Here is a 23,750-nt window from a genome sequence, read left to right on the forward strand (position 1 = left end):
ATATCTAATTTCTTCGATTCCAATGAAATCTAGCCAATCTCCCATAAATAACTGGAGAATTTCCAGTTAAACATTTCATTTTACGATAAACGCTAGAATTAGCTGTACAATTTCCAACTATTCGCGAATGCGGAATGCTGGCGGTGCTGACGCGTTACGCTCACCTGATCATGAGCCCCACACACGCGTTATTCTCCCTACTCATATCGCCAAATCCAAAAACAAATAATATCCCTCACCCAAAGCACACGAGTAGGTCTGAATCTGGTGTGAGGTATCCAAATCCGTGTAGGCTTGGGAGAGGATGCCTTGCTTTTGCAGGTTCATCATCAAAATGTTGGAGATGAAATAAGGCCGCCACGTCCAATTCGCTTGGCGATAGCTCTCATCCTTGCTCCACCCTTCCACTGTACGGGTATAGTTGGATGAAGTCTGATAGCCATCTCCTTGGCATATGTACATGCGAATACAATTGTCTGTGACGTTGCCGCTAATTTGCTCGATAACCGCATCCGCATCCTCTGCATTCGAGATGTGCACAGATTCGTGGATCAACTTCTCCAGCTTTTCATGTACACTCAGCAAGCGATGATATCGTAGAAACTCGTCTTGACCGAACGATTTGATTTCTTCCTCCAGCATGGCTTTGTAAGCTTCAGGCCGCTGCAGTTCGGGTTCGGCCTTTGAAAATAAAAAGCCTTGCACATACCTCGCTCCGACCTGCAAAGCGCTGCGCAGCTCCTGCTTCGTTTCGACGCCTTCAACGAGCAGTGAAGCGCCAATTTGAGCGGATACTATGGAGAACGACTGCATGACAGCTTTATAACCATCGTGGACGATACTCTTTTTCAAAATATTCAGGTCAACTTTCAAGATCTTCGGCTGCAGGCTGGCTATGCGATCAAAATTACTAAAGCCGCTTCCCACATCATCAATCGCAATGGTACATCCGAATTCACGATATAGCTCAACAATCCAAGTCAGCTCCTGGAGCTGGCCTGTAAACTCCTCTTCCGTGATCTCGATGACAATACGCGAGGGGTTGATCTGATATTTTTTCATCAGCTCAATGGTTGGCAGAATACCCGTTCGTTTGTAGGTTCTATAAATCCAAGAGGGCTTTAGGTTAATAAACAGCTCACTCTCGTCAGACGCAGCAGCTATCCGTTCTATTGCCTGCTCTCTCAAATGACGATCAATCATAAGCTGCATATCCTCGGAAATGTCTGGATCCTTAAAAAAGGAGCCTAAGCTCTCCACACCGCTGTCGCGAATCCATCGCCCCAATGTTTCATACCCCATTATTCGTTGACTCTGCAAGGAGATAATCGGTTGAAAATAGGGACGAACTTCATGACGTGGCGGAATCTTGATGTTTTTCACCTGCACAGTGCGCCTCCTTCATAGGCCTTGTTTCATTTCTATATGTCATATGTACTAACATCCCGTTGGTCATTGACTCATATTTTAAACGACAACTCTGCTTTCTGCAATCTATAATGTGAGAAAATATGACATAACCCGTTTTTAGAGGAATTTGTTGAGGTTTGTCGAATTGCTATGAGAACTTTTATCCTATTAGAAACCAGGTGACCGATTGGTATGAAAACCTTCACGAGATCAAGGATCTCCATGCTATATGTCATTTTAATTGTCGTGCTGCTAGCCCTCGTCAGTGTATCCAACAATATGGCTTCTCGAAATATGGAGAAACAAAACAATGCGATCGTGAACGAAGCGATTCCTATCCTGACTACGGCCAATAGTTTATTGACCAACTTAATCAACCAGGAAACGGGGCTCCGAGGTTACCAATTAGGCGGTGGAAATGAACAGTTTCTTGAGCCTTACACCACCGGAAGAGACCAAGTCACCATGGATATAAAGACACTTTCCACCTACAAAAAGTATCCAACCCTACAAATCATTATCGACACGCAAGCGATACCTGCCATTACGAATTTGCAAAAATATTATGATACCACCTTGGAATTGTACCGTGCGGGTAAATTGGATGAAGCGAAAGCCCGTGTCAATGGCGGTAAAACGCTAATGGATCGCTATCGTGTCGTTCATACCAGTATTGAAAACAATATCGAGCAGATTACGTCTACAGCCTACGAGGCTTCTCAGCAAGCCGGCCAAACTTCGCGCATGATTACAATGATCGGCAGTCTGATTGCGCTAATCGCAGGAGCCATGTCTATTATTGTTTCCTTGCGGTCGTACCAAGCAGAGAAGGAGCTTCGCAAAAGTGAGGAAACCTATCGCTATATGGCGGAGAGCCTTGAGTCGCAGAATGAGGAAATTATTGCCCAGCAAGAAGAGCAGCAGATCACGCTGGCCAAATTGTCGGAACGTGAGCGAGATTTGGAGCTTATCTCCTCCTACCAAGAAAAACTTACCGGCTATGTGAAGTTAACTGATTTCTTGAAGCATACGCTGCCTGCTCTCTTAAATTCGCTAGCGCAGGATGCTGCCTTGGTCGTTCTCGAAAATCGTCCGGAGGACGGACATGCCACCTATGACGTTATTCATTCTATTGGCTATCCGAAGGGACAGATTCAAGCTTCGCGCAGTGAGCTGTTCGGGCCAGCTAGACGTGTATTTGATGAAGGCGTTTCGATCACACATACCCGTGATGTAACAGGTAATGAGCAAGGGATACACAGCGGAATGACGAGCGCCGTCGACCATTACGTTCCGCTAACAGATGATAAGCAAGAAGTCATCGGTTTTCTCTTATTAACCAGTTATCAAAGCGTGCACTTTCATGATGATAATCAACGTCTGACCAAAGGCCTAGTACGCCAATTCGGACTAGCGTTCTACGCTCAGGTTGTAAACGATGAGAAGCTCCAACAGGCAGAGAGCCTAGCGAAGCTGAACGATCAACTAACGGCAGAGAAACAGCTATTAGAAGGACAACACGATCTCATTCAAAATATTTTAGAATCCGCCCACGAGGGTATGATGATGTGTGATTCGCAGGGCACGATCCTCTTTTCCAATCATCGTATGACGCAGTATTTCGGGCTTAACGAACGTATCGGTCAAAACTTAGTCGCTTGCAGCAATGACATTGTGGCTAAGTCACCCGGCTTTCATGGGGTAGCCGCTTCTATCGAAGCCTTGATCGACCGCTCATTATCACATTTGACGCAGCGCTTTAGTTTCCAGCAGGGCGATCAGCTGCAGCATGCCGAGCTCTACGCTACAGTTGTTAGTGAAGGTACCGAGCAGCAAGGTTATCTCTTCGTTTTCCGTGACCGCACGGAGGAAGAACGCGTTGACGAAATGAAAAACGAGTTTATTTCCATCGTTTCACATGAGCTGCGGACTCCACTGGCCAGTGTGCTTGGCTTTATTGAAATTTTACTGCATCGCGAGCTGCCGCAAGAGAAGCAAAAACGCTACATGGAAACCATTTATAACGAAGCGCAGCGCCTATCGAATTTAATCAATGATTTCTTGGATCTCCAGCGGATGGAGTCCGGTCGTCAATCGTACAACTTATCACCGATTCATTTGCAGTCCATTGTCACGGAAATCGCAGAGCAATGGCAGGATAAACAATTGCATCAGATCGTCCTTCATCAACAAGAGCCTGAGCTTTGGGTGAGGGCAGATGTCGATCGTATTCGCCAAGTATTTGATAACCTGATTAGCAACGCTATTAAATACTCACCGTCGGCCGACCGTATTGATATTCATGTGACCGCTCACGAAGGTAAAATTACCATTGCCATTCAAGATTATGGATTAGGCATTCCGCTAGAAGCAAATGATTATATGTTTTCGAAATTTTTCCGTGTCGATAACTCCGACCGCCGTCAAATTGGTGGGACAGGCCTCGGACTGGCCATTGTGAAGGAAATCGTTGAAGGGCATGGCGGACATATCTCGTATACGTCTGAAATGGGACATGGCACCACGTTCCGCATTGAGCTCGATCAATATGAGATTTCAAAATTAGACGGGAAAATCGTTATTTTCGAAGATGATGATAACCTAGCCAAATTAATTCAAGTCGCTTTGCATAAGCTTAGCCTGCCATCCATTCAACTGCGCTCCGCTGAGGAAGGCATGATCGCGCTGAAGCGCTGTGAGGGAGAAGGTCCGATTTTGTTCATCGTGGACATTCATCTCGAAGGCGAGAAAACGGGCTGGGATTTCATCGCAGACCTGTACAAGCATCCCGTGCACGCCCGAACGCCGGTCATTGTTTCAACTGCGCTCGATCCGCCTCATGATTATCATGAGAAAGAGATTGAGAAGTATCTGAAAAAGCCGTTCACCATGGAACGACTCGTGCAAGTCGCGAAACGCTTGCTCGATAACAAAAGCAGCTTAGCCTACGTCTTCCCGGCGCAGAACAAAGAAACGCTTTCCACCACCTTACAGCGCAACGGCATTAACGTTTTGAAAATGCAAGAAAATCAGGACATGATCGAGGTCGATCTCATCAAGCCTCCATCAGACAACTAGCATACTTAGCTCCAGCGCCTCTGTCCATACAGGACGGGGGCTTCGTTTTTGGTGAAGAGAGATATTTTATTATTGTTAAGATAAAGGGATTTCTCTACAGAATCGCCAATATAATGAGAGAAGATGAGCTTAATGAAGAGAAAGGGTGTGCCCCTTATGGCAAAGCTTGAATCCGCTTCCACTCAAGTACGAGGACGCAGTGTTTGGGCGCTATTTTTTTCCCTGCCGATTTTTGCATGGGCGATGTACGATTTTGCAAATACCATTTTTTCTTCCAATATCGTCACTGTTTTCTATCCGTTTTACTTGAAAGAAACCTTGGGTAAAAGCGAAGAGCTCAACCAGATTGCGAGCACATTCATCACTTATTCTAATGCGCTGTCCAGCTTCTTCTTGGTGCTCTTATCTCCCTTATTCGGCGTATGGATTGATCGCACGGGTAAAAAGAAAGCCTACCTCGTCCCCTTCACACTGATTGCGATTACCGCAACACTTCTCATGGGTTTCTCAGCCCTGTGGGAGACAGATCAAGAGTGGTTAGGGCTCAACACGTCGATTCTGAGTGTCATCCTGTTCTTTATGATCGCCAAGTTTTTCTATAACTCCAGCTTAGTTTTCTATGACTCCATGATTTCGGATCTTGGCAATGAGCGCGAGATTCCATTAATCTCCGGGTTCGGTGTAGCGGTTGGTTACGTGGGAACACTCGTCGGTCTCATCGTATTTCCTCTCGTGCATGATAATCACTTCGAGAGCACGTTCATCCCGAGTGCGGTCATGTTCCTTATTTTCTCACTGCCAATTATGTTCCTGTATAAAGAAAAGCCTCAGAAACCTGTGGCAAGCAACAAATCACTCCTCAGCGGCTATCGCGAGATTTGGGCGACGTTCAAGGAAGCTCGCAAATATCACGCTGCTTTTACATTTATGATCGCTTACTTCTTCTTTAACGATGCCATTGCCACAGCGATTGCTGTGATGGCTATTTATGCGAATACGGTCATGGGCTTCTCGACGGGGCAGTTCATTCTCCTTTATCTCGTATCAACGGTATCGAGCATTATCGGCTCCTTCCTCTTCGGGTATGTCACACGCAGTATTGGCCCGAAACGAGCGGTAACGATTGTCGCTCTCATTCTTATCGTCGCCATCTCCTTGGCTGCTTTAGCGACGAGCCAAAGCATTTTCTGGGTTGCCGGCAGCCTATACGGCGTCTCAATGGGCGCCATGTGGGTGACCTCCCGCACATTGATCGTGCAGCTGACGCCGGAAGAGAAGCGCGGCCAGTTTTTCGGCCTGTTCGCCTTCTCCGGAAAGGTGTCCTCCATTGTCGGCCCTGCGCTATACGGCTCGATTACATGGGCGTTAGCCTCCTCCGGCAACTTAGCAAGCCGTGTCGCGCTGGGCTCCTTGCTGGTCTTGGTCATCATTGGTCTCATCGTCCATATGCGGGTTCCGCAGAAATTGCAAAATCCCGCTTAATTCATGTACAATTACTTCTAACCCGAGAAATCAGACACAGAAAACACTAGAGCATTCAAGGCTTTAGTGTTTTTTTGCAAGCATCCGATGCTGCTCAGGTGACTTCCTTGTCAGACACATTTATCGTACAGGCGTTCTCATCAGAGAGGGGAAATGACAATGGCTTTGCGATACAAACGAGTTCTCATTAAACTTAGTGGCGGGGCAGTCGCAGGCGGCAACTCCTTCGGCTTCGATCCTACACAGCTGGATCATATTGCGAATGAAATTATGACCGTTGTGAATTTAGGGGTTGAAGTGTGTCTTGTGATTGGTGGAGGCAATATTTTTCGTGGCAATATGGGCGAAAGCTGGGGGATCGAGAAAGCCGAGGCGGACAATATCGGCACGCTCGCGACTGTCATCAACAGCTTGATGCTGCGCGGTGTGTTGAAAGCAAAGACGGATGCCGAGGTACGCGTGATGACAGCGATTCCGATCGCTTCGGTGGCGGAGCCTTTCATTCGTTTACGAGCGATCCAGCACTTGAAAAAAGGGTACATCGTCATCTTCGCTGGCGGGAATGGACAGCCTTTCGTTACGACGGATTATCCGTCCGTTCAACGCGCCATCGAAGTGAACTGCGATGCGATTCTCGTCGCGAAGCAAGGCGTAGACGGTGTCTTCGACAAAGATCCGAAGCACCACCAGGAAGCGCTCCAATACAAGTCGCTCCATTATAACGATGTGATTCAGCATAATTTAATGGTCATGGATCAATCCGCCTTTATTCTAGCGCGTGACTACCATGTACCGATTCATGTGTTTAATTTTGATAAACCTGGCTCCATGAAGGACATTTGTGCGGGGCAGAATACGGGGACGATTATTAGTGCGTCGTCTGAATTGATTTATCATTAGCAACTAAAAAAAAGGGATAGACTGCAGTGATCTGCTAATCTATCCCTTTTTATTTTAACCAAGAAGGAGCACGTAATAGTCATTAGCGTTTCTCGTCGCAAAGCCGCACGATTCGTACAGGCCTAGCGCCTTCTCATTCTCCACCGACACTTCCAGCTTAATCTCCTCAGCTTGATCATGTTCTTTAAGTGCCGTAATCGTCTGGCTTAAAATCTGGCGACCATAGCCCTTACCTCTTACCTCCGGCAATACGCAGAAGCCATAAATGAATCCACTGACTCCCCGCTCCACCATCGCTCCGAGTTTACCGATCGGCTCCTTGTCTGCGCCAAGCTCCGCAATCCACGTCCGTTCCTTGTCCCCGTTAATCGTCTGATTGACGTACTCGCGCGTATCTTCTTCCTTCATCTCGAAGCCAGACATATTCAGCTTAACAAGCAGCTCCGTATCGGAACTGTCTGCTAGGCGAATGCTTAGTAGTGTCTGCGGTGATGCAGGCGGGAACACTTGATCTTTTAACTCCATCACATATTCCGAAAAAGTATACGCCGCCCCTAACGTTGCCAGAAAAGCTTTCCCGCTCTGCGAGCCATGCTCGTTGATGAAAATAAGCTTAGGGACTTCTCTTTCTCTGCAGACCTCCATGGCCGTTTGAACGAGTTGTGTGAAAATCCCTCGTCGCCGCGCCGTCGGATGCACCATGCCGCTAATTTCCACTTCGGTGGAAAGAAAGCTATAGATCGCTATGAAACCGATAATCCGGTCATTTTCGTAATAAACAAAATCATTCGTCACAAGGGCTGGACGGCTCGTCAGAGTACCCCAGTTGAGCTTTATTTCGATGCCTTCGTGCTTGTTGCATATTTCCCAGAGCGCTCGAACTTCATCCAACTCTTGCGGTGAAAGTCCCGCTCTTGCATAGATACCTTGTTTCATATGTTGTCCTCCATTAATCTTCTCATTCATATGGACTTGCCTGCTGTCATTATACCTCTCAAGCTGATGCTCTGATAAGCTAATAAATCATTCTACATATTTTTTCGTGCGGCGGTGAACGATTTGCAGCAGCTGTTCGTACTATCTATGAAATCTGACAGAGAGGATGTTCAATTACTTGGAAGAGAACGAATATATTCGTCAAGCCATGCTAGGCGACACCGCGGCTCTGTCTCAGCTTCTTCAGCAGCATTATGCGTTTGTTTATAAATATTTAGTCAAAATCACGCTGAACCCCGCTCAAGCAGAGGATCTTACGCAAGAGACGATGGCCCGATGTATTGAAAAAATAAAGCTCTATAACGGGACTTCGAAGTTTTCGTCCTGGCTCATTACGATCGCTACTCGTTTGCTGATCGACCAAGAAAGACGCCGCCGCTCGGAGCGCAAGTGGCAGGAGAAAGAGCAGCAACAAGCCCTGCGCCAGCTTCAATGGCAGACCGCACATCACACAGATGTTGCTTGGCCTCAGATATTGGACGCCTTGGCCGAAATGCCGCGGGAAAGCCGCATCCCGCTCATTCTCAAGCATTACTACGGTTACACGTACGAAGAAATCGGCGACATGCTCTCCCTCGCGGAGGGAACCGTGAAATCCAGAGTGCACAACGCATTGAAACAACTACGAAAGGAGCTGAAGTAGATGGACGATGATTCGCAAAAGCGAAGCGAAGAGCACAGTAAAGTGCACAGCGATGAGCAAGCCGATGAGGCAACCGCTCGCCAGCTGCACGAGGGGCTGGACCTTCTCGAGGCGGCCATCCAAGTGCCAACGCCGAGCGCAGCTTGGTTTGAACAGCACATCGCTGCGACGCAGAGCAAGCGGCGATCCAAGCTGATGCGCGACTTGGCGATCCTGTGGATTGGCGCGATGCTAGTGTTTTATGTGTTTTATGTTACGGTAACTGCCCAGCCAGTTGCCTTCCTCCCCATCCAAGCTGCGGCCATATTAATTCCGCTGGCTTGGCTAATTTTTAGAAAGCAGGTGTCTTCTCATGACAACAACTGACTCCAAATTCGACCAATTACCGATCTGGGCGTGGATCGCCATTGCACTTATTATGCTCGTACAGAGCACATGGTTGTACGTTGACGCTCGGAAGCGCGGTGCCCGCCATCCTTGGTTTTGGGGCATTTGGGGCGTTATTCAGGCCCCGGTTCCCACCATTGTTTACCTTTTTGCCGTACGTAAAATCCACCGGAAATAACTCTTTCTGAAACGGTTGCCTTCATGGCAGCCGTTTTTTTATTTACACATCATATTGACTTCCGGCGGTGGTGTCGGATATGATTTGGTTGTCGTTTTACTAATTTAGTAAATTAGTAATTTAGTAAATTTTTTTGAAAGGAATGAGCCCCTTGTTAACCAACCGCTACGTTCGAACCATTCTGTTGTCCCGTGTATTCCTACAACTCGGCATATGGATTCGCAATTTTGCTATCCTCCTCTATATCTCGGACATCACTCACAATAACCCGCAGTATGTAGCCTTGATTTCCGTTGTGGAGACGGCACCTATTTTCATCTTCGCTTTTATTGGCGGCACGTTCGCTGATCGATGGCGGGCGAAACGAACCATGGTCTGGTGTGATCTTTTATCCGCTGTAACGGTATTCCTTGTCTTGCTTACCCTTGTCTCTGGCTCTTGGTATGCTTTGCTGATCGGGACGTTCGTTTCGGCAAGTTTATCGCAGTTCTCACAACCATCTGCCATGAAGCTCTATAAAAAGAATGTTCCCGTAGAGCAGCTCCAAGGCGTCATGGCCATGTCGCAAACGCTTGTGGCTATCTTCATGGTCTTGGGGCCTGTAATCGGTACGTTCATCTATTTAACCTACGGTGTCGAAGTTGCGCTCATTGTCACAGGCGTGCTGTTCTTCGGTTCATCGCTGGTCCTTACGCTCCTCCCGAAAGACGAGGTCGAAGAAACCTCCTCTGGAAGTACACATTTCTTAAAAGAGCTAACAGCGGGCCTGAGATATGTACAATCCAATCATGCGCTCAGAGCATTAAGTCTAACTTTCGGTGTTACTGGTTTAGCTGCTGGTCTGATTCAACCGCTTGCGTTATTCATTGCTGTCGAGAAATTAGGGCTAGATAAGCAGTCCTTACAATGGTTTATGATGGCGAATGGGGCTGCGATGCTGGTCGGTGGGGCGGTCATTATGGGCGTTGCGAAGAGGGTGAAACCGCAATTTTTGCTTGCCACAGGTTTGCTAGTAAGTGCTGTCTGTACCGTTGGTGTCGGTGCCTCTACACTCATTCCTGTGACGTTCCTGTTGCAAATCATCAGCGGTTTGTTTTACCCCTGTATCCATGTGGGGATTCAAACTCTCATCATGCGTAACACGGAAGGACCGTTCATGGGGCGCGTTGGCGGTGCGATTACACCGATTTTTATGGGGATGATGCTTGTGGGGATGGGCCTATCTGGTTATTTAAAAGATGCGACGTCGTTGTTCACCGTATATGGGTTGAGCGGCGGGTTACTAGTCGTTGGGATTGCGTTTTTAAGCCCGCTCCTTCGCAAAAATCGTAAACCCGCAGCCGCCGCGAATAAGGCGATTTAAATTACGGAACGTGGTTCCTCTAATTCGCTAAAAACGCAACAAATCAAAAAGTTACGGAACGTAGATCCTCTATTCGGGTGTAATCAGGGGCAATTGAGCGGAACCTCGTTCCGTATCTATTCAAAATCACCCCCATCACTTACCTCGTTCCGTATCGAAGTAGGCGAGGGGTAGCTAAGGGGTAGCTAGGAGACAGGTGGAGGCAGCACAACCTTTATTTTGCCTGCTTGCTCAAGGCATACTCCTCCGGCGTTTGGCCGAGGACGGACTTGAAATCCTTAATAAAATGCGACTGATCGTGATAGCCGAGATCCATCGACAGCTTGGACCAATTGTGCGTATCCGTGCCATCGGTTGTTTCCGCGGCACTCTGAATGCGGGCGATTTTAATGACCCATTTTGGGCTGACACCGACATACTGGTCGAAGAGGCGCTGCAGCGTACGGATGTTCATTTGAAAATGCTCACATAAGGCATCCACCTTAGTGATATCCGGCTGTCCATACACGTAATCCACGATCTGATTAACTAATGTCACCTGTTCATCCTGAGCCGGCAGCTTAGACCGAAGCATACTTTCAACTAGATGAACGTTCAGTTGATCATCACGGTGACTAAACACTTGAGCTTCTAAAGCGCGCGGATCGGTGTCAAACACATGCTCAATACGCATCGGGTTGTCTAACATGCTAGATACAGATGCTCTAATAAAAGGGTAGAAGCCGCCTGGCTTAAATTTCACGCCGAACACACTCCCCTGGCCTTCCAGGTGATGTCCATACTTCTCTTTGCCAGGTCCGTAGACCGCCGTTCGACCAGGCTCTACAATTAGATTCACGCAGGGATTAGGAATTACATGCTGGGTAAAAGGCTCCTTCCCGACCAGGTCCCACTTGACGACCCAATAATGTCGAACGAAGAAAGCTACATCCTCCGCAGGGGCAAAACGGGCCAAGTGAAATTTGTGCTCACCTTGCTGCAGATTAATGATACCGAGGCTTGGCATTGAAGGATTCGTGGTCATCATCGAACACTCCTTGTCGCGTTTTTACAATACATGGGAATACTAGATACATTATGATAAGTAGGATCATAGAAGCGAAGGAGTGCAGGCGGTTATGGAAGAACTGAAGTATGAATTTTATATTGGTGCAAGTACGAAGGCAATATGGGATATTCTCATTACACCAGAGGGAACGCGACAAATCTTGTTTGGCAGCGTGCTGCATTCTACCTTTGAAATTGGCTCCGACTATTCTTATATTGGCCCAGGTCAAGATGGTGATGAGACTGTGCATGTGTACGGGACTATTTTAGCCTATGAGCCTGAAAAACTTCTTAGCTGCACGGAGCACGCTGGACCTTCCTATCGGGAGAACCATGCTGAGTTCGAATCACGCATGACCATTAGTCTAGAAACCGTTGGCAACTGCACGAAGTTGACACTCGTGAACGATCAATGGACGCCGAACCACCCAAGCTATGAGTCAACAAAAGCGAGCTGGTGGATGATTCTGAGCAACATCAAGACGCTCGCAGAAACAGGCAAAACGCTAGACTTCGGTTGGTAGACTGCCTCTCATTATACAGGACGTTGATTATATGTAGTCAACTGCATCCAAAACAAACAAGGTGTATCCTGTCCTGTGCAGGATACACCTTGCTATTTATGGGCTTAAACGATACCAGCAACCCAAGGTGATAATAGAATCATATCACTTGTATTTATATTCTGACCGATTGAAAATCCCGCGAGGTTTTGAGCTCTAAAATTGATTGGCGGCGCCATAATTCCTAAAACCCCCGTATTTCGTCCTCCCACATTGGACCCATTCACTTGGTTATATACTGCAAGAAAATATACCAGATTACTCGAAAGATTAACTGGCGCAGTTAATGGCAAAATGAACAGACCCGATGTTAAAGAGGTTACGACCGTCGTCACACCAATAACTACAGCTTGTGATATCGAGGTTGCTTGAAGAACTGCCATTTGAAAATTACCAGTGGAACCTACTTGTGTCACATAAGTCGCAAGCCTTGTAATAGTAGTTGGTTGCCCTATATAAGCAAGCGCCCCAACAGCTTGGTTGTTCCCTCCGCTAGCGTTGTAAGGAATCTGAGCATTCAAGTTGCCTATATGCAGGGTTTCAATGAATGCCGCACCACTTCCCCCTCCGGCTGGGCCAGTCGCTCCCGTTGCACCTGTCGCTCCTGCCGATCCCGTTGCTCCCGTTGCTCCTGCCGAACCCGTTGCTCCTGTCGCTCCTGCCGACCCCGTTGCTCCCGTCACTCCTGCCGACCCCGTTGCTCCCGTCGCACCTGCCGACCCCGTTGCTCCTGTCGCTCCTGCCGACCCCGTTGCTCCTGTCGCTCCTGCCGACCCCGTTGCTCCTGTCGCTCCTTCTGACCCCGTTGCTCCTGTCGCTCCCCCCGACCCCGTTGCTCCTGTCGCTCCTGCTGACCCCGTTGCTCCTGTCGCTCCTGCTGATCCCGTTGCTCCCGTCGCTCCTGCTGATCCCGTTGCTCCCGTCGCTCCTGCCGACCCCGTTGCCCCTGTCGCTCCTGCCGACCCCGTTGCTCCTGTCGCTCCTGCCGACCCCGTTGCTCCTGTCGCTCCTGCCGACCCCGTTGCTCCTGTAGCTCCCGCCGAACCCGTTGCTCCTGTAGCTCCCGCTGACCCCGTCGCTCCTGCTGGACCCGTAACTCCTGTTGCACCTGTAGCTCCTCCTGCTGGACCCGTCACTCCCGTTGCTCCTGTTGCTCCTGTTGCACCTGCTGACCCCGTAGCTCCTGTTGCACCCGTCACTCCTGTTGCACCCGTAGCTCCTGCTAATCCTGTCGGACCCGCCGCTCCTGTTGCACCTGTCACTCCTGGTGAACCCGTAGCTCCCGCTTCTCCTACTGGGCCCATCACTCCCGTAGCACCTCTTGCTCCAGTTGCGCCTCTTGCTCCTGCTGAACCCGTAACTCCCGTTGCACCCGCTTCTCCCGCTGGGCCCGTCGCCCCTGTCGCACCCTCAACTCCCATTGCTCCCGGCGCTCCCGGAGCGCCTTGCATACCGGGAGGTCCTTGCCAACCTCTTGGCCCTCTTTTACAACCCTTAACCCTATGCTTCTTTTCCCTTTGGCATTTACATTGCAGCTCAAAGCAAATCTTGCACTTGGCAGACGTTCTTTTCTTTTTCCTTGGGTAGAGTTTCACCCCTTTACTTTTCTTAGAAACTCGACGCTCTCGAGACTTCTTTTTTTCTGCGCTGGACACACTCAACGGTTGTCACCTCCATAAATAAAATATGAGGGCAAGCACCTTTTGGAATAGACAAGTGTCTCAACACATAAAAAGAAAAGCTTCACCTCGTTGGCGCGAAGTAGCACTCCTGCAGACCTGAGCGGAGGGGATAGTGGCGATATACATACAAAAAAAAGAATGAGACCCCAAGGCCTCATTCTTTTGCACAACACTTATTACAATGGCAATAACGCCAACGTCTCTTTGCCTTCCAAACCAGCAACCATCGCTTCCCAAGCATGCGGCTTGTTTGCGAGCACGGCATAGTAACGTCGCAAGAATTTTGCCACCAACGCCGCACTAATTTCCGTCGCGTCTTCGTCCTTCGGCAGGAAGCACAGATCTAGCTCCTCGACTGCTTCCCCGTTATTTTCCCATGATGGATGCACATATGTAAAATCAATCCGCTTGTAGCCTAGATGCGATAACACCTCACGCCGCACGTAAGGATCCATCGGCTTCACGCCGCCGAAAGCATGCCCCTCGATCCGATATGGATCGTAAATTTCAGCAAACATACCTTGCATCGGTTTACCTGACTCAGCTGCCAAGCGCTCCAGGTCCTGCCACCTTTTTCTCGCAAGAAAGCGCCCAATTCCAAGACCAGCCTGACCAATAATGGTGAAATCCGTCATAGCCACTTGATCTTCTTTATAATAGCGATACTCTGTCGTACCGACAACCTTGCCTTCATGAACAGCAACAAACACCCGAATGCCCGGATCTTCCAGAGGCTCACGCCACAAAGAATATTCAAGCACCTCTTCTGGCGGAAATACTTCTTTCATCAAATCATGCATGGATCGAAACAATGGATCTTCAATACTCGTTATGCGGATAAATTCCATAAGATCATATCACTCCTATTTTTCATATTTAAAAGGATTCCGCCACTCCATCAACAGCGCATGATTCAGCGACTCTTCATCGTCCAAATACCCTCCAACCACGTGCACCGGCGTACGGCCGCATCGCAGCAAGAACGTAATCACCGGGTCCTTCAGCGTTCCCGCCATCACTGCCGCCGCATATTCATCGGCGCTCATCGTCTCGGCTACCTTGTGGTAGCCCGGCATACGCCCTCCACCGAGCAGCCTAGCCAGCCCTAGATGCACCACAACCTCGTACATCGATTGCATCAACCATTTGCCCAACCCAAATTTACGGTACGCTGGCAAAATGCACACATCCACGATATACAGCGTGTCTCCATCAGGGTGATGCGTGCGGATATAGCCATCATCCGTCATCGCTGACCAACTATGATCAGCAGCCTCGGCCATCCGCTCACTGTCCACACGCAGCCCTGTGATCGAGCCCACAACTTGACCCGCAACTTCTACACACAGCGCCCCTTCGGGAAACCGTGTCACATGCTCCGTCAACTGCTCCTTCGTCCACCAAAGCTCTGATGGAAACGGAGGCGGAAAGCTCATCTGCTGCACATAAATCAACGCGTCAAAATCCGCCACACCATACGTACGAATCACAGCCTCTACCGGCTTATCGCCTTCGAACACATAAAACTGTTTTCTCATGACCAGTCCGTATACAAATCAGTTCGGCGGTCGCGCCACGTAGTGACAGAGCCTTTTTCGCGAACGAGCGTTAACAACGAAAGATCCAAATCAGCCGTCACGACCATATCACCGTTGATCTCACCTTCGACTAGGATTCCTTTTGGAGGGAAAGGGACATCATTGGGCGTAATAACCGCTGCTTGTCCGAAATTCGCTCTCATGAAATCGACCGTCGGCAAAGCCCCAACCGTCCCCGTGGTCACCACGTAAATTTGATTCTCGATCGTGCGTGCATGACAGGTGTAACGCACACGATGGAAACCATGCCGATCATCCGTACAGGACGGAGCGAACAACACGTCAGCGCCACGCGCTCTGGCCATCCGCACGATCTCTGGGAATTCCACGTCATAGCAGACCAGAATAGCGATCCTGCCTTTATCCGTATCAAACACCTGCAGTGAATCCCCTGCACCCATCCCCCATTCCTTCACTTCCGTCGGGGTAATATGCAGCTTTTTTTGCTCGCCGATTCGACCATCTGGGTAGAACAAGAATGCCGTGTTATACAGCTTGCCACCCTCTGTCGTAATGTGCGTGCCACCGATTAAATGCATGCCCGTTTGCTGAGCCAAGCCTTGAAATAAGTCGCGATACGCCTCTGTAAAAGAAGGCAGAGCCTCAATCGGCAATGCTTTGCCGTTCTCATCGCCAATGGACATCAGTTGCGTAGTGAACAGCTCTGGAAACAACACAAAATCCGCCTCAAACTCCTGCGCCACCTTCACATAGTGCCCCACCTGTGCGGCAAACTCCTCGAAACTCCCTATTGTATGTAAATGATATTGAACAGCTGATACTCGCATTTTCATTTTTCAACTCTCCCATCCAACGAAATACATGTGTCATCACTTGCCCTTACAGCTTCACTAGCACTCTACCTCTTACTTTGCCTTCCAGCACCAACTGTGCGGCCTCAACCACGCCTTCTAAGGCTACTTCCTTATACACCGTCTGCTCGAGCAGCCGTGGCTTCAGCTCCGTCGCGATTCGCCCCCACAATAGCTTCCTAACCTCTGCCTTGCAATAAACGGAATCAATACCGAGTACATTCACACCTCGTAGGATAAAAGGGTACACCGTCGCCGCAAAATCCGCGCCGCCCGTCAATCCGCTCAGCGCCACGGAGGCGCCGTATTGCATCCGACTGAGCACGTGCGAGAGCGACGAGCCCCCGACAGGGTCAACTGCGCCAGCCCAGTACTCCTTGACGATTGGCTTGCTCTCAGCTGGCGAGAGCTCCTCGCGTGCAAGCACGCGCGTCGCGCCAAGCTCAAGCAAATACGCGTGGTCAGCCGACTTCCCTGTGCTCGCTTCCACTTCGTAGCCGAGGGCGGCGAGCATTGAGACGCTGCTGCTGCCCACACCACCCGTTGCCCCGCGCACGAGCACGGGTCCCTGCTCTTTGCGCAGCCCATTCTGTTCCATTCGGTGAATGGACAGGGCTGCAGTCAATCCCGCCGTGCCGAGAATCATCGCTTCGCGATGCGTCAATCCCTGCGGGAGCGGCACGACCCAATCGGCGGGGACGCACGCATACGCGCTAAATCCGCCGAAATGCCCTGTGCCCAGCTCGTAGCTGGTCACGAGCACCTCATCCCCTTCGCGATAGCGGGGGTCTGACGAGGCCACGACTGTACCGGCCAAATCAATGCCCGGTACCATCGGATACTGGCGGATCACCCGCCCCGATGGGCTGCAGGCCATCGCATCTTTATAATTAATGCCGGAGTAAGCGACGCGGATCGTCACTTCCCCTGCGGGCAAGTCCTCGATGCGCAACTCTTTTAGATGACAAGAAAACTGATCCTGTATTCGCTCCACGACTAATGCGCCAAAGCTTTCCATGTCCACGCCCCCAATCAGTCAATCGGCATTTTTCTTGATGCTTTTAGTTTACTAAATTTTGTAACTGCTTGCCATTCCAACCCTATGACATCGCCCGAGGATGTGATACCATTGAATCGACAATTTATCCAATAATCTAACAAATGACGGAGTGCGACTCATGCATCCTACACTTACCATGTTTATAACGATTATCGCGACCTCGGGGGTTTTTACAACCTTTCTGTGCATGTATGCCATCATCAAACGCAAAGAAATCCCCAGCGCCTATACATTCATTATCTATACGGCTACACAGGCTATTTATATTTTTGCTCACGCTTTCGAAATGGCCAGCGATACGTTATCCGAGGTGATGATTTGGACGATCTTCGAGTATGTTGGCATCGGGGCTGCCCCTGCCATTGGCTTACTCATCGTTATGCAATATATCGGCTTAAAGCTGACCCGTTTAAGGATTGGAGCACTCTTCCTAATTCCAGCTATTACCTTCATCATGGTCATCACCAACGATTATCATCATTTATTTTATAAAGAAATGTATTTCCGAGAAAATGCACCTTTCCCCACAACGGATATTGTCATCGGACAATATTACATCATTCACGGCGCTTATATATTCGGATGCATGTTGGCAGCCGTCGTGCTGCTCTTGCGTAGATGGCGTCAAACTAAAAAGGCCTACCGTTTACAGCTGGTGACCTTGATTGCGGGGCAGTTCATGCCGATGACGGGGGCTTTTGTGTATTTAGTCGGTCTAACTCCTTATGGCATTGATCCTGTACCGATGCTCCTTTGTATCACTTCTGCCATGTACATATGGGCAATTGTATCCACAAGAATGTTGACGGTTATTCCGATTGCCAAGGATCGGATTTTTGAAAGTATGCGAGAAGGCGCTATCGTTCTCGATTCTGCCGATCGGCTTGTTGACTTTAACGGCGTGATCAGCCAAATGTTCCCAGGCATTACAACAGAACTGCTCGGATCTACACTCGATGATGCTTGGATTCGGTTGTCGGGATCGCCATTTCCAGTGGCACGATCCCAAGATGGTGCGCAGGATGAATTTGTTTGGCGCGCAGCGGATGGTAAGGAGTTATTTTACCAGAGCCGTTCATCGGTTGTTCGTGGGCGCAGCGGGGAATCGATTGGAAGTCTGCTGATGCTGATCGATGTCACAGAGCAAAAGCTGCTCCAAGATCAGCTAAAGCAACTTGCCTACTACGATGGCTTAACGAAGCTATTAAATCGTTCGGAATTTATTCGGCGGACCAAGGTGATGCTGGAAAAAGCTCCGACCGGCGACAGAGCCACATGCATCTTGCTCTTCGATATTGATCACTTCAAAAGCATCAACGACACCTACGGTCACGATGTCGGCGATCTCGCGATTCAGCATGTTGTTGCGATTGCGAAGCAAGCTGAAGCTGAAGTGCCTGGCGTGCTTCTAGCCCGATACGGTGGCGAGGAGTTTGTCATCGCTATGCCTTTCTGTTCGTTAGATTACGCCGCCCGAATAGCGGAGCGGATCCGCGCCCAGCTTGAGGAGGAACCGATGCGCGGCAGCTATGGCTCGATTAAAGTGACAGCGAGCTTCGGACTCTCACAGGCAAGCCATCTTGGCGAAACCTTGGAGAACCTTCTGAAATACGCGGACATGGCCTTGTATCAGTCTAAACGAGCGGGTCGCAATCAGGTGCTCGTTTTTGAGCAGCATGTAATGGCAGGAAGTGGCAGTGAGTAAGTGTTGGCAGCGGCGGAAAATGTATTCCGAGACAACCACCAGCTACCCTCTTCATCTGAGAAATGCAATAGTGCAACCTTTCTCCATTAATTAGGAGATTCCAGCTAAAATTGATGCAAAAAGGCATCAATTTTCTGCGTTTTCATCTCTGGTTAGGCATTTGCGGCACCAAAGGATGCCTTTTTGCATGTATTTACAATGGTGAAGTGAATTCCACTGAAAAGGATGCTCTTTTGCATTTTTGCCACCTTGGACCGAACATCGATAAGGGGGAAGCTTCACTTCTCACTGAAAAAGGGAGTTCCCATAACGGGAACTCCCTTTTTGTTCGGAACGGCCCATCCCGTTCCTCAAAGTGAACTAGCTTCGCTGAATTGGTTAGCATACAAATCATAATAATGCCCGCGGCGAGCCAGCAGCTCCTCGTGCGTGCCGCGCTCGACGATCTCGCCGCCGTTGATGACCAGAATCGCACTCGCTTCGCGGATCGTGCTAAGCCGGTGGGCGATCACGAAGCTCGTGCGCCCTTTCATTAGCACGCCCATCGCCTGCTGGATGTGCAGCTCCGTGCGCGTGTCGACGGAGCTCGTCGCCTCGTCGAGCACGAGAATCGCGGGATCGGCGAGAATCGCCCGCGCGATCGTGAGCAGCTGCCGCTGGCCCTGACTCAGGTTGCCGCCTCCGGCGGTCAACTTGGCGTCATAGCCGCCCAGCAGCTTGCGAATGAACCCGTCCGCGTTGGCTAGCTTCGCGGCGGCTTCTACTTCTTCGTCGGTCGCGTCTAGGCGGCCGAATCGGATATTTTCTCGGATCGTATCCGAGAAAAGGTACACATCCTGCAGCACGATGCCCAACTGGCTGCGCAGACTGTCTTTTTCCATATGGCGGATATCTTGCCCATCTATCGTAATACTGCCCTCGTCGACCTCGTAGAAGCGCGTCAGCAAATTGATGATCGTCGTTTTGCCTGCTCCCGTAGGACCGACTAAAGCAATTAAATCGCCAGGTTCTGCGGTGAACGAAACCTCTTGAAGCGTTGGCACATCATCGGTGTACGCGAAGGAAACGTTTTGAAATACGACTTCACCTTTAACATCTGTTAACTGGGAAGAGGCCTGATTGGCATCATATTCCGTCTCGTTATCCATCACTTCAAAAACACGCTCCGCACCCGCAATACCCGACTGAATCATATTATATTGATTGGCCAAATCGTTGATCGGACGACTGAATTGTTTGGAATAGTTCAGGAAGCTGATGATCACGCCGACCATCGTCCATCCCTTCAGCACCATCCAGCCCCCAATGGCCGCCAATAAAATAAAGCTAAAATGATTGATCATATTCATGCTCGGCCCCATCATACCCGAAAGCTGCTGAGCCCCCGTACCCGCAGCGCGAAGCTGCTTGTTGATCACAGCGAGTTGATTGACAGCTGCGGCTTCGCGGCGGAACGTTTTCACAACCTTTTGCCCCGAAATGGTCTCTTCGATTAAGCCATTCAGCTCTCCTAGCCGCTGCTGCTGCTCTTTGAACAGGCGTTGTGTATGCTTCGTGATTTGCTTCGTCGTGAAGAGAACGATCGGAACTGTGACTAATGCAATCAAGGTTAACCAAATATTCAAAGTAAGCATCATGATCAAAGACCCGACAATCATAATGATACTGGTCATAATCTGCGTTAGATTTTGACTGAGCGTGGTAGCAACGTTATCGACATCATTGGTCGTGCGGCTCATGAGTTCCCCATGGGAGGTTTTATCAAAATAACTGATAGGCAGCTTGTGCAGGTGACGAAACAGATCCTGTCTCATTTGCCACACGGTCCGCTGGGAAACCCCAGCAATCAGATAGGATTGGATCCATGACGCAGCTCCACTGATGACGTAACAACTGAGCAGCGTGAGGCAAAGCCCCAGCAATCCGCTCCGATCTCGCGGGATGATGTAATCGTCGATGGCCACGCCAATTAAATAAGGTCCTAACAGAGCGAGGCCGCTGCCGATAACAGTCAGGGTCGCAACGGTAAGCAGCCCAGCGCGTTGAAGCCGGAGGTAGCCCCACATGCGTAGAAGGGTTGCGCCGATGTTTTTTGCGCGAGGTTTGGGCTTATTAGCCATGAAGGGCAGCCTCCTTCCCTTGCTGAGAGTTGTAAATCTCTTGGTACAGCGGGCTGGATGCCAGCAGTTCCTCATGTGTTCCACGAGCGGCGATGCGCCCCTCATCCAAGACCAGGATTTGATCGGCCTGCAGGACCGAGGAGACGCGTTGTGCGATGATGATGCGCGTACTGCCAGCCATGAGCTTTTGCAGAGAGCGCTGGATGCGCTTCTCCGTTCCAAGATCAATTGCACTCGTGCTGTCATCCAGCACAAGCAGTGGAGAGCGTAGAAGCAATGCGCGTGCTATAGCAATTCGCTGCTTTTGACCACCCGAGAGGTTAACACCACGCTGTCCCAGCTTAGCTTCATAGCCCTCCGGCAGCTTACGAATGAAGCTATCGGCTTCTGCGGCTTGGGCGACGGCCTCCATCTCAGCCTCTGACGCTTCCGGCTTGCCAAACAGGAGGTTGTCGCGAATCGTGCCGCTAAACAAAATCGACTGCTGCAGCACGATCCCAATCTGACTGCGCAGCTGTTCGACAGGCAGTTCCTTCACATCTACGCCATTCAGACGGATATGTCCGCTAGTTGCCTCGTACAGTCGAGGAATGAGGCTAACGAGCGTGGATTTGCCGGAGCCTGTCGCCCCAAGAATCCCAATCGTTTGACCCGGCAGGGCTTTGAACGAAATATCGTGAAGGACAGGTTGATCGGGCGCTGTTTCATACACGAAGGAGACATGTTCGAATTCTAAATCACAGCCGGTCATTGGGGATGAGGTCGGTAGTTCCAATACATCCTGTTTATCCATCGCAGGCTCATTCGGATCTACGTTCGTATCGAGCACCTCACGAATGCGTTCAGCAGAAACCTGCGCGCGGGAAATGTTCATCAACGTATTACTGATGGACACCAGCGAGAACAGCACTTGGCTAATATAGATGATAAACGCTGCCAAATCGCCAATGGCCATCGAACCGCTCCATGTTTGAGCGCCACCGAACCAGAGAACAGCTACGATACTCACGTTCAAAATCAACGTCATCAGCGGTCCGCTTGTAGCCAACGCCCGAGCAGAGCTAAGGCTGGCGTTCAACAGGTCCGTGTTCGCTTTGCCAAAGCGGGTCCGCTCGAAGGCGGAGCGAACAAAAGCTTTAATCACACGAATACCAGTCGTGCTCTCCTGCATAACGGTGTTGACGCGATCGATTTTTTGCTGCATCTGGCGAAAAAGCGGTGTAGATCGTCTCATCAACACATACAAAATGATGAATTGAATCGGGACAACGGCTAGCAGAATCAAGGAAAGTCGCGGTGACACGACGACGGCCATGACTACACTGCCTATAAGCAGGGATGCTTCGCGTGTGAATTGGCGCAGCAGAATTTGCAGGATATTCAGCATTTGCATCACATCGCTAGTCAAACGAGTGATCAGCGATCCCGTCGAAAATGTATCCAACTGACGAAACGACAAGGATTGCACCTTCTCGAATAGGCTAAGCCGCAGGTCAGCGCCAAAGTTTTGGGCCGCTTTTACTGCAAAAAATGTACAGCCTGCCCCGCCAACAAGCCCTATGAGGGCGACGCCTAACATATGTAAGCCGGTCGACCACACCAAGGCGAGATTGCTCTCAGCAACCCCGTGATTCACAATGGTCGCCATAAGACGAGGCTGCGATAAATCCATGCATACCTCCATGACCATCAGCAACGGAGCCAGCACCGAGATGAACCAATACGGTTTAACAAAAGATCGTAATTTCCACATAGTATGATGTCCTTTCTTTTGTTTGTCAGCTAACTAATTTACTCCTCTTTGGGACGGAGATTATCTTTCATTTGCAACAGAAGACGGCGAAACAGCAGCTTTTCCTCAGGCAGAAAATGGGCAAAAGTCATTTCATCCGCCGTTTTAATAGCTTCTTTGACATGGACGGTGACTTCCTTCCCTTTCTCGGTCAGGTAGACACGCGTCACCCGTTGGTCATTCTCGTCAGGACGGCGTTCGACGAGGCCTGTTTTCTCCATGCGATCTACCATAACAGACAGCGTCGCGCGTTTATTGTGGATGCGAGCCGCAAGCTCGCTATGGCTAAGCCCATCCTCTACAGACAATGCAAGCAGTAACGGGGGCTGCCCCGGGTAAACATCATAGGGATGAATGATTTGATCGATCGTGTGACGATGCATTTTCAGCAAATGTGACATCAGATGGGTAAGCGATTCTGGATTATGGTGGTGCTGGTGACGCACAAGGAAACACCCTCTTTTTAGTTAGTCGGCTAATTAATAGTTTAGATAGGACGGCTCGACCTGTCAATACGGTATTTGTCTCGCTTCTCCCCAGAACACCTACGTCAAGGTATCCTCACTGGTGCACAAATGGGATAGTTGGAGCGTCATTGGCGGGGAGAATGAAATACTTGTGCGAGATGGCGGTTGGGGTAGTTGGACTGTTGATGGGTGTGAAGTTTTGGGGAGTAGTTGGTTGGTTAGATGGTGCGGGGAAGGCAGGGATATGATTTCTGTTGGGATGAAGGTGATACCGGGGTAGTCAAATTATTGATGGTGGGTGATGATAGTTGGGTAACTCGGCTTCTGGTGGGGATGAAGGTGATATAGGAAGTAGTTAGTTTCTTGATGGTGCACGAGGATAGTTGCTGGAGATTTGGCTTCTGGTGGAATGAAAGTGATATCGGAAGTAGTAAGGTTTCTTGAGTGTGCGAGGATGATAGCTGGGG

The 23,750-nt window shown here is 49.7% G+C and carries 19 protein-coding genes and 1 pseudogene; 9 read left to right on the top strand and 11 right to left on the bottom strand.

Annotated features, from left to right (window positions below):
• Positions 1 to 201 precede the first annotated feature (201 nt).
• Entirely contained in the window at positions 202 to 1,383 is a 1,182-nt protein-coding gene (locus AC58UX_RS20530) for an EAL domain-containing protein (protein WP_497256099.1), read from the bottom strand.
• Positions 1,384 to 1,602: 219 nt separating this feature from the next.
• Here AC58UX_RS20530 and AC58UX_RS20535 point away from each other — a divergent pair, with 219 nt between their 5' ends.
• The 3 genes from AC58UX_RS20535 to pyrH all read left to right on the top strand — a co-directional run bounded on the left by AC58UX_RS20535 (position 1,603) and on the right by pyrH (position 6,870).
• Positions 1,603 to 4,488: an ATP-binding protein gene (locus AC58UX_RS20535; protein WP_497256101.1), complete on the top strand. Its 2,886-nt coding sequence runs from the start codon at positions 1,603 to 1,605 to the stop codon at positions 4,486 to 4,488.
• Positions 4,489 to 4,644: 156 nt separating this feature from the next.
• The gene (locus tag AC58UX_RS20540; protein WP_497256103.1) at positions 4,645 to 5,970 is read left to right on the top strand and encodes an MFS transporter; all 1,326 of its coding nucleotides are present in this window, start codon (positions 4,645 to 4,647) and stop codon (positions 5,968 to 5,970) included.
• Between the two features lie 159 nt (positions 5,971 to 6,129).
• On the top strand, positions 6,130 to 6,870 hold the full coding sequence (gene pyrH / locus AC58UX_RS20545) for a UMP kinase (RefSeq protein ID WP_497256105.1): 741 nt from the start codon (positions 6,130 to 6,132) through the stop codon (positions 6,868 to 6,870).
• A 54-nt stretch (positions 6,871 to 6,924) separates the two neighbouring features.
• On the opposite strand, the gene AC58UX_RS20550 is transcribed toward pyrH, so the two are convergent.
• Positions 6,925 to 7,806 carry a GNAT family N-acetyltransferase gene (locus AC58UX_RS20550; RefSeq protein ID WP_497256107.1) on the bottom strand — a complete coding sequence of 294 codons (882 nt, stop codon included), beginning with the start codon at positions 7,804 to 7,806 and terminating at the stop codon, positions 6,925 to 6,927.
• Between the two features lie 178 nt (positions 7,807 to 7,984).
• On the opposite strand from AC58UX_RS20550, the gene sigY reads away from it, so the two are divergent.
• The 4 genes from sigY (at position 7,985) to AC58UX_RS20570 (ending at position 10,437) form a co-directional block, all read left to right on the top strand.
• Complete coding sequence (gene sigY / locus AC58UX_RS20555; protein WP_497256109.1) at positions 7,985 to 8,509, top strand: RNA polymerase sigma factor SigY; 525 nt, start codon at positions 7,985 to 7,987, stop codon at positions 8,507 to 8,509.
• A complete protein-coding gene (locus AC58UX_RS20560) occupies positions 8,510 to 8,875 on the top strand; it encodes a YxlC family protein (RefSeq protein ID WP_497256111.1) in 366 nt (121 codons plus the stop codon).
• Complete coding sequence (locus tag AC58UX_RS20565) at positions 8,862 to 9,074, top strand: sigmaY antisigma factor component (protein ID WP_497256113.1); 213 nt, start codon at positions 8,862 to 8,864, stop codon at positions 9,072 to 9,074. Before AC58UX_RS20560 ends, AC58UX_RS20565 begins: the two co-directional genes overlap by 14 nt.
• 151 nt (positions 9,075 to 9,225) lie before the next feature.
• Positions 9,226 to 10,437 carry an MFS transporter gene (locus AC58UX_RS20570; protein WP_497256115.1) on the top strand — a complete coding sequence of 404 codons (1,212 nt, stop codon included), beginning with the start codon at positions 9,226 to 9,228 and terminating at the stop codon, positions 10,435 to 10,437.
• Between the two features lie 214 nt (positions 10,438 to 10,651).
• Here AC58UX_RS20570 and AC58UX_RS20575 read toward each other — a convergent pair whose 3' ends face one another.
• On the bottom strand, positions 10,652 to 11,461 hold the full coding sequence (locus tag AC58UX_RS20575; RefSeq protein ID WP_497256117.1) for a DUF6597 domain-containing transcriptional factor: 810 nt from the start codon (positions 11,459 to 11,461) through the stop codon (positions 10,652 to 10,654).
• A 94-nt stretch (positions 11,462 to 11,555) separates the two neighbouring features.
• Here AC58UX_RS20575 and AC58UX_RS20580 point away from each other — a divergent pair, with 94 nt between their 5' ends.
• Positions 11,556 to 12,008 carry an SRPBCC domain-containing protein gene (locus AC58UX_RS20580; protein ID WP_497256119.1) on the top strand — a complete coding sequence of 151 codons (453 nt, stop codon included), beginning with the start codon at positions 11,556 to 11,558 and terminating at the stop codon, positions 12,006 to 12,008.
• A 605-nt stretch (positions 12,009 to 12,613) separates the two neighbouring features.
• Here the strand turns inward: AC58UX_RS20580 and AC58UX_RS20585 are convergent.
• From AC58UX_RS20585 to AC58UX_RS20605, 5 genes and pseudogenes are all read right to left on the bottom strand, one after another.
• A pseudogene (locus tag AC58UX_RS20585) lies at positions 12,614 to 13,498 on the bottom strand (collagen-like triple helix repeat-containing protein); the annotation flags it as partial.
• A 407-nt stretch (positions 13,499 to 13,905) separates the two neighbouring features.
• Positions 13,906 to 14,577 (bottom strand): GNAT family N-acetyltransferase, encoded by a 672-nt coding sequence (locus tag AC58UX_RS20590; protein ID WP_497256121.1) that lies wholly within the window; start codon positions 14,575 to 14,577, stop codon positions 13,906 to 13,908.
• A gap of 15 nt (positions 14,578 to 14,592) precedes the next feature.
• Entirely contained in the window at positions 14,593 to 15,267 is a 675-nt protein-coding gene (locus tag AC58UX_RS20595; protein ID WP_497256123.1) for a GNAT family N-acetyltransferase, read from the bottom strand.
• On the bottom strand, positions 15,264 to 16,121 hold the full coding sequence (locus AC58UX_RS20600) for a carbon-nitrogen hydrolase family protein (RefSeq protein WP_497256125.1): 858 nt from the start codon (positions 16,119 to 16,121) through the stop codon (positions 15,264 to 15,266). The genes AC58UX_RS20595 and AC58UX_RS20600 overlap by 4 nt, the downstream gene beginning before the upstream one ends.
• A gap of 46 nt (positions 16,122 to 16,167) precedes the next feature.
• Complete coding sequence (locus tag AC58UX_RS20605; protein WP_497256127.1) at positions 16,168 to 17,157, bottom strand: acrylyl-CoA reductase family protein; 990 nt, start codon at positions 17,155 to 17,157, stop codon at positions 16,168 to 16,170.
• A 160-nt stretch (positions 17,158 to 17,317) separates the two neighbouring features.
• Here AC58UX_RS20605 and AC58UX_RS20610 point away from each other — a divergent pair, with 160 nt between their 5' ends.
• Entirely contained in the window at positions 17,318 to 18,904 is a 1,587-nt protein-coding gene (locus AC58UX_RS20610) for a histidine kinase N-terminal 7TM domain-containing diguanylate cyclase (RefSeq protein ID WP_497256129.1), read from the top strand.
• Between the two features lie 350 nt (positions 18,905 to 19,254).
• On the opposite strand, the gene AC58UX_RS20615 is transcribed toward AC58UX_RS20610, so the two are convergent.
• The 3 genes from AC58UX_RS20615 to AC58UX_RS20625 are packed head-to-tail and all read right to left on the bottom strand — an operon-like array spanning position 19,255 to position 23,262.
• Positions 19,255 to 21,024, bottom strand: a complete 1,770-nt coding sequence (locus AC58UX_RS20615; protein ID WP_497256131.1) for an ABC transporter ATP-binding protein — start codon at positions 21,022 to 21,024, stop codon at positions 19,255 to 19,257.
• A complete protein-coding gene (locus AC58UX_RS20620; protein WP_497256133.1) occupies positions 21,017 to 22,777 on the bottom strand; it encodes an ABC transporter ATP-binding protein in 1,761 nt (586 codons plus the stop codon). Before AC58UX_RS20620 ends, AC58UX_RS20615 begins: the two co-directional genes overlap by 8 nt.
• Before the next feature lie 38 nt (positions 22,778 to 22,815).
• Positions 22,816 to 23,262: a MarR family winged helix-turn-helix transcriptional regulator gene (locus AC58UX_RS20625; protein ID WP_497256135.1), complete on the bottom strand. Its 447-nt coding sequence runs from the start codon at positions 23,260 to 23,262 to the stop codon at positions 22,816 to 22,818.
• Positions 23,263 to 23,750 lie beyond the last annotated feature (488 nt).

Source organism: Paenibacillus sp. J22P90, assembly GCF_059692195.1.

What these genes read in the sequence shown, in the direction of transcription:
- AC58UX_RS20600 (WP_497256125.1), bottom strand. Translation starts at nt 16,121, where the DNA reads ATGAAAATGCGAGTATCAGCTGTTCAATATCATTTACATACAATAGGG.
- AC58UX_RS20540 (WP_497256103.1), top strand. Translation starts at nt 4,645, where the DNA reads ATGGCAAAGCTTGAATCCGCTTCCACTCAAGTACGAGGACGCAGTGTT.
- AC58UX_RS20590 (WP_497256121.1), bottom strand. Translation starts at nt 14,577, where the DNA reads ATGGAATTTATCCGCATAACGAGTATTGAAGATCCATTGTTTCGATCC.
- AC58UX_RS20620 (WP_497256133.1), bottom strand. Translation starts at nt 22,777, where the DNA reads ATGTGGAAATTACGATCTTTTGTTAAACCGTATTGGTTCATCTCGGTG.
- AC58UX_RS20535 (WP_497256101.1), top strand. Translation starts at nt 1,603, where the DNA reads ATGAAAACCTTCACGAGATCAAGGATCTCCATGCTATATGTCATTTTA.
- AC58UX_RS20550 (WP_497256107.1), bottom strand. Translation starts at nt 7,806, where the DNA reads ATGAAACAAGGTATCTATGCAAGAGCGGGACTTTCACCGCAAGAGTTG.
- AC58UX_RS20615 (WP_497256131.1), bottom strand. Translation starts at nt 21,024, where the DNA reads ATGGCTAATAAGCCCAAACCTCGCGCAAAAAACATCGGCGCAACCCTT.
- AC58UX_RS20595 (WP_497256123.1), bottom strand. Translation starts at nt 15,267, where the DNA reads ATGAGAAAACAGTTTTATGTGTTCGAAGGCGATAAGCCGGTAGAGGCT.
- AC58UX_RS20580 (WP_497256119.1), top strand. Translation starts at nt 11,556, where the DNA reads ATGGAAGAACTGAAGTATGAATTTTATATTGGTGCAAGTACGAAGGCA.
- AC58UX_RS20565 (WP_497256113.1), top strand. Translation starts at nt 8,862, where the DNA reads ATGACAACAACTGACTCCAAATTCGACCAATTACCGATCTGGGCGTGG.
- AC58UX_RS20605 (WP_497256127.1), bottom strand. Translation starts at nt 17,157, where the DNA reads ATGGAAAGCTTTGGCGCATTAGTCGTGGAGCGAATACAGGATCAGTTT.
- AC58UX_RS20575 (WP_497256117.1), bottom strand. Translation starts at nt 11,461, where the DNA reads ATGACCACGAATCCTTCAATGCCAAGCCTCGGTATCATTAATCTGCAG.
- AC58UX_RS20560 (WP_497256111.1), top strand. Translation starts at nt 8,510, where the DNA reads ATGGACGATGATTCGCAAAAGCGAAGCGAAGAGCACAGTAAAGTGCAC.
- pyrH (WP_497256105.1), top strand. Translation starts at nt 6,130, where the DNA reads ATGGCTTTGCGATACAAACGAGTTCTCATTAAACTTAGTGGCGGGGCA.
- AC58UX_RS20610 (WP_497256129.1), top strand. Translation starts at nt 17,318, where the DNA reads ATGCATCCTACACTTACCATGTTTATAACGATTATCGCGACCTCGGGG.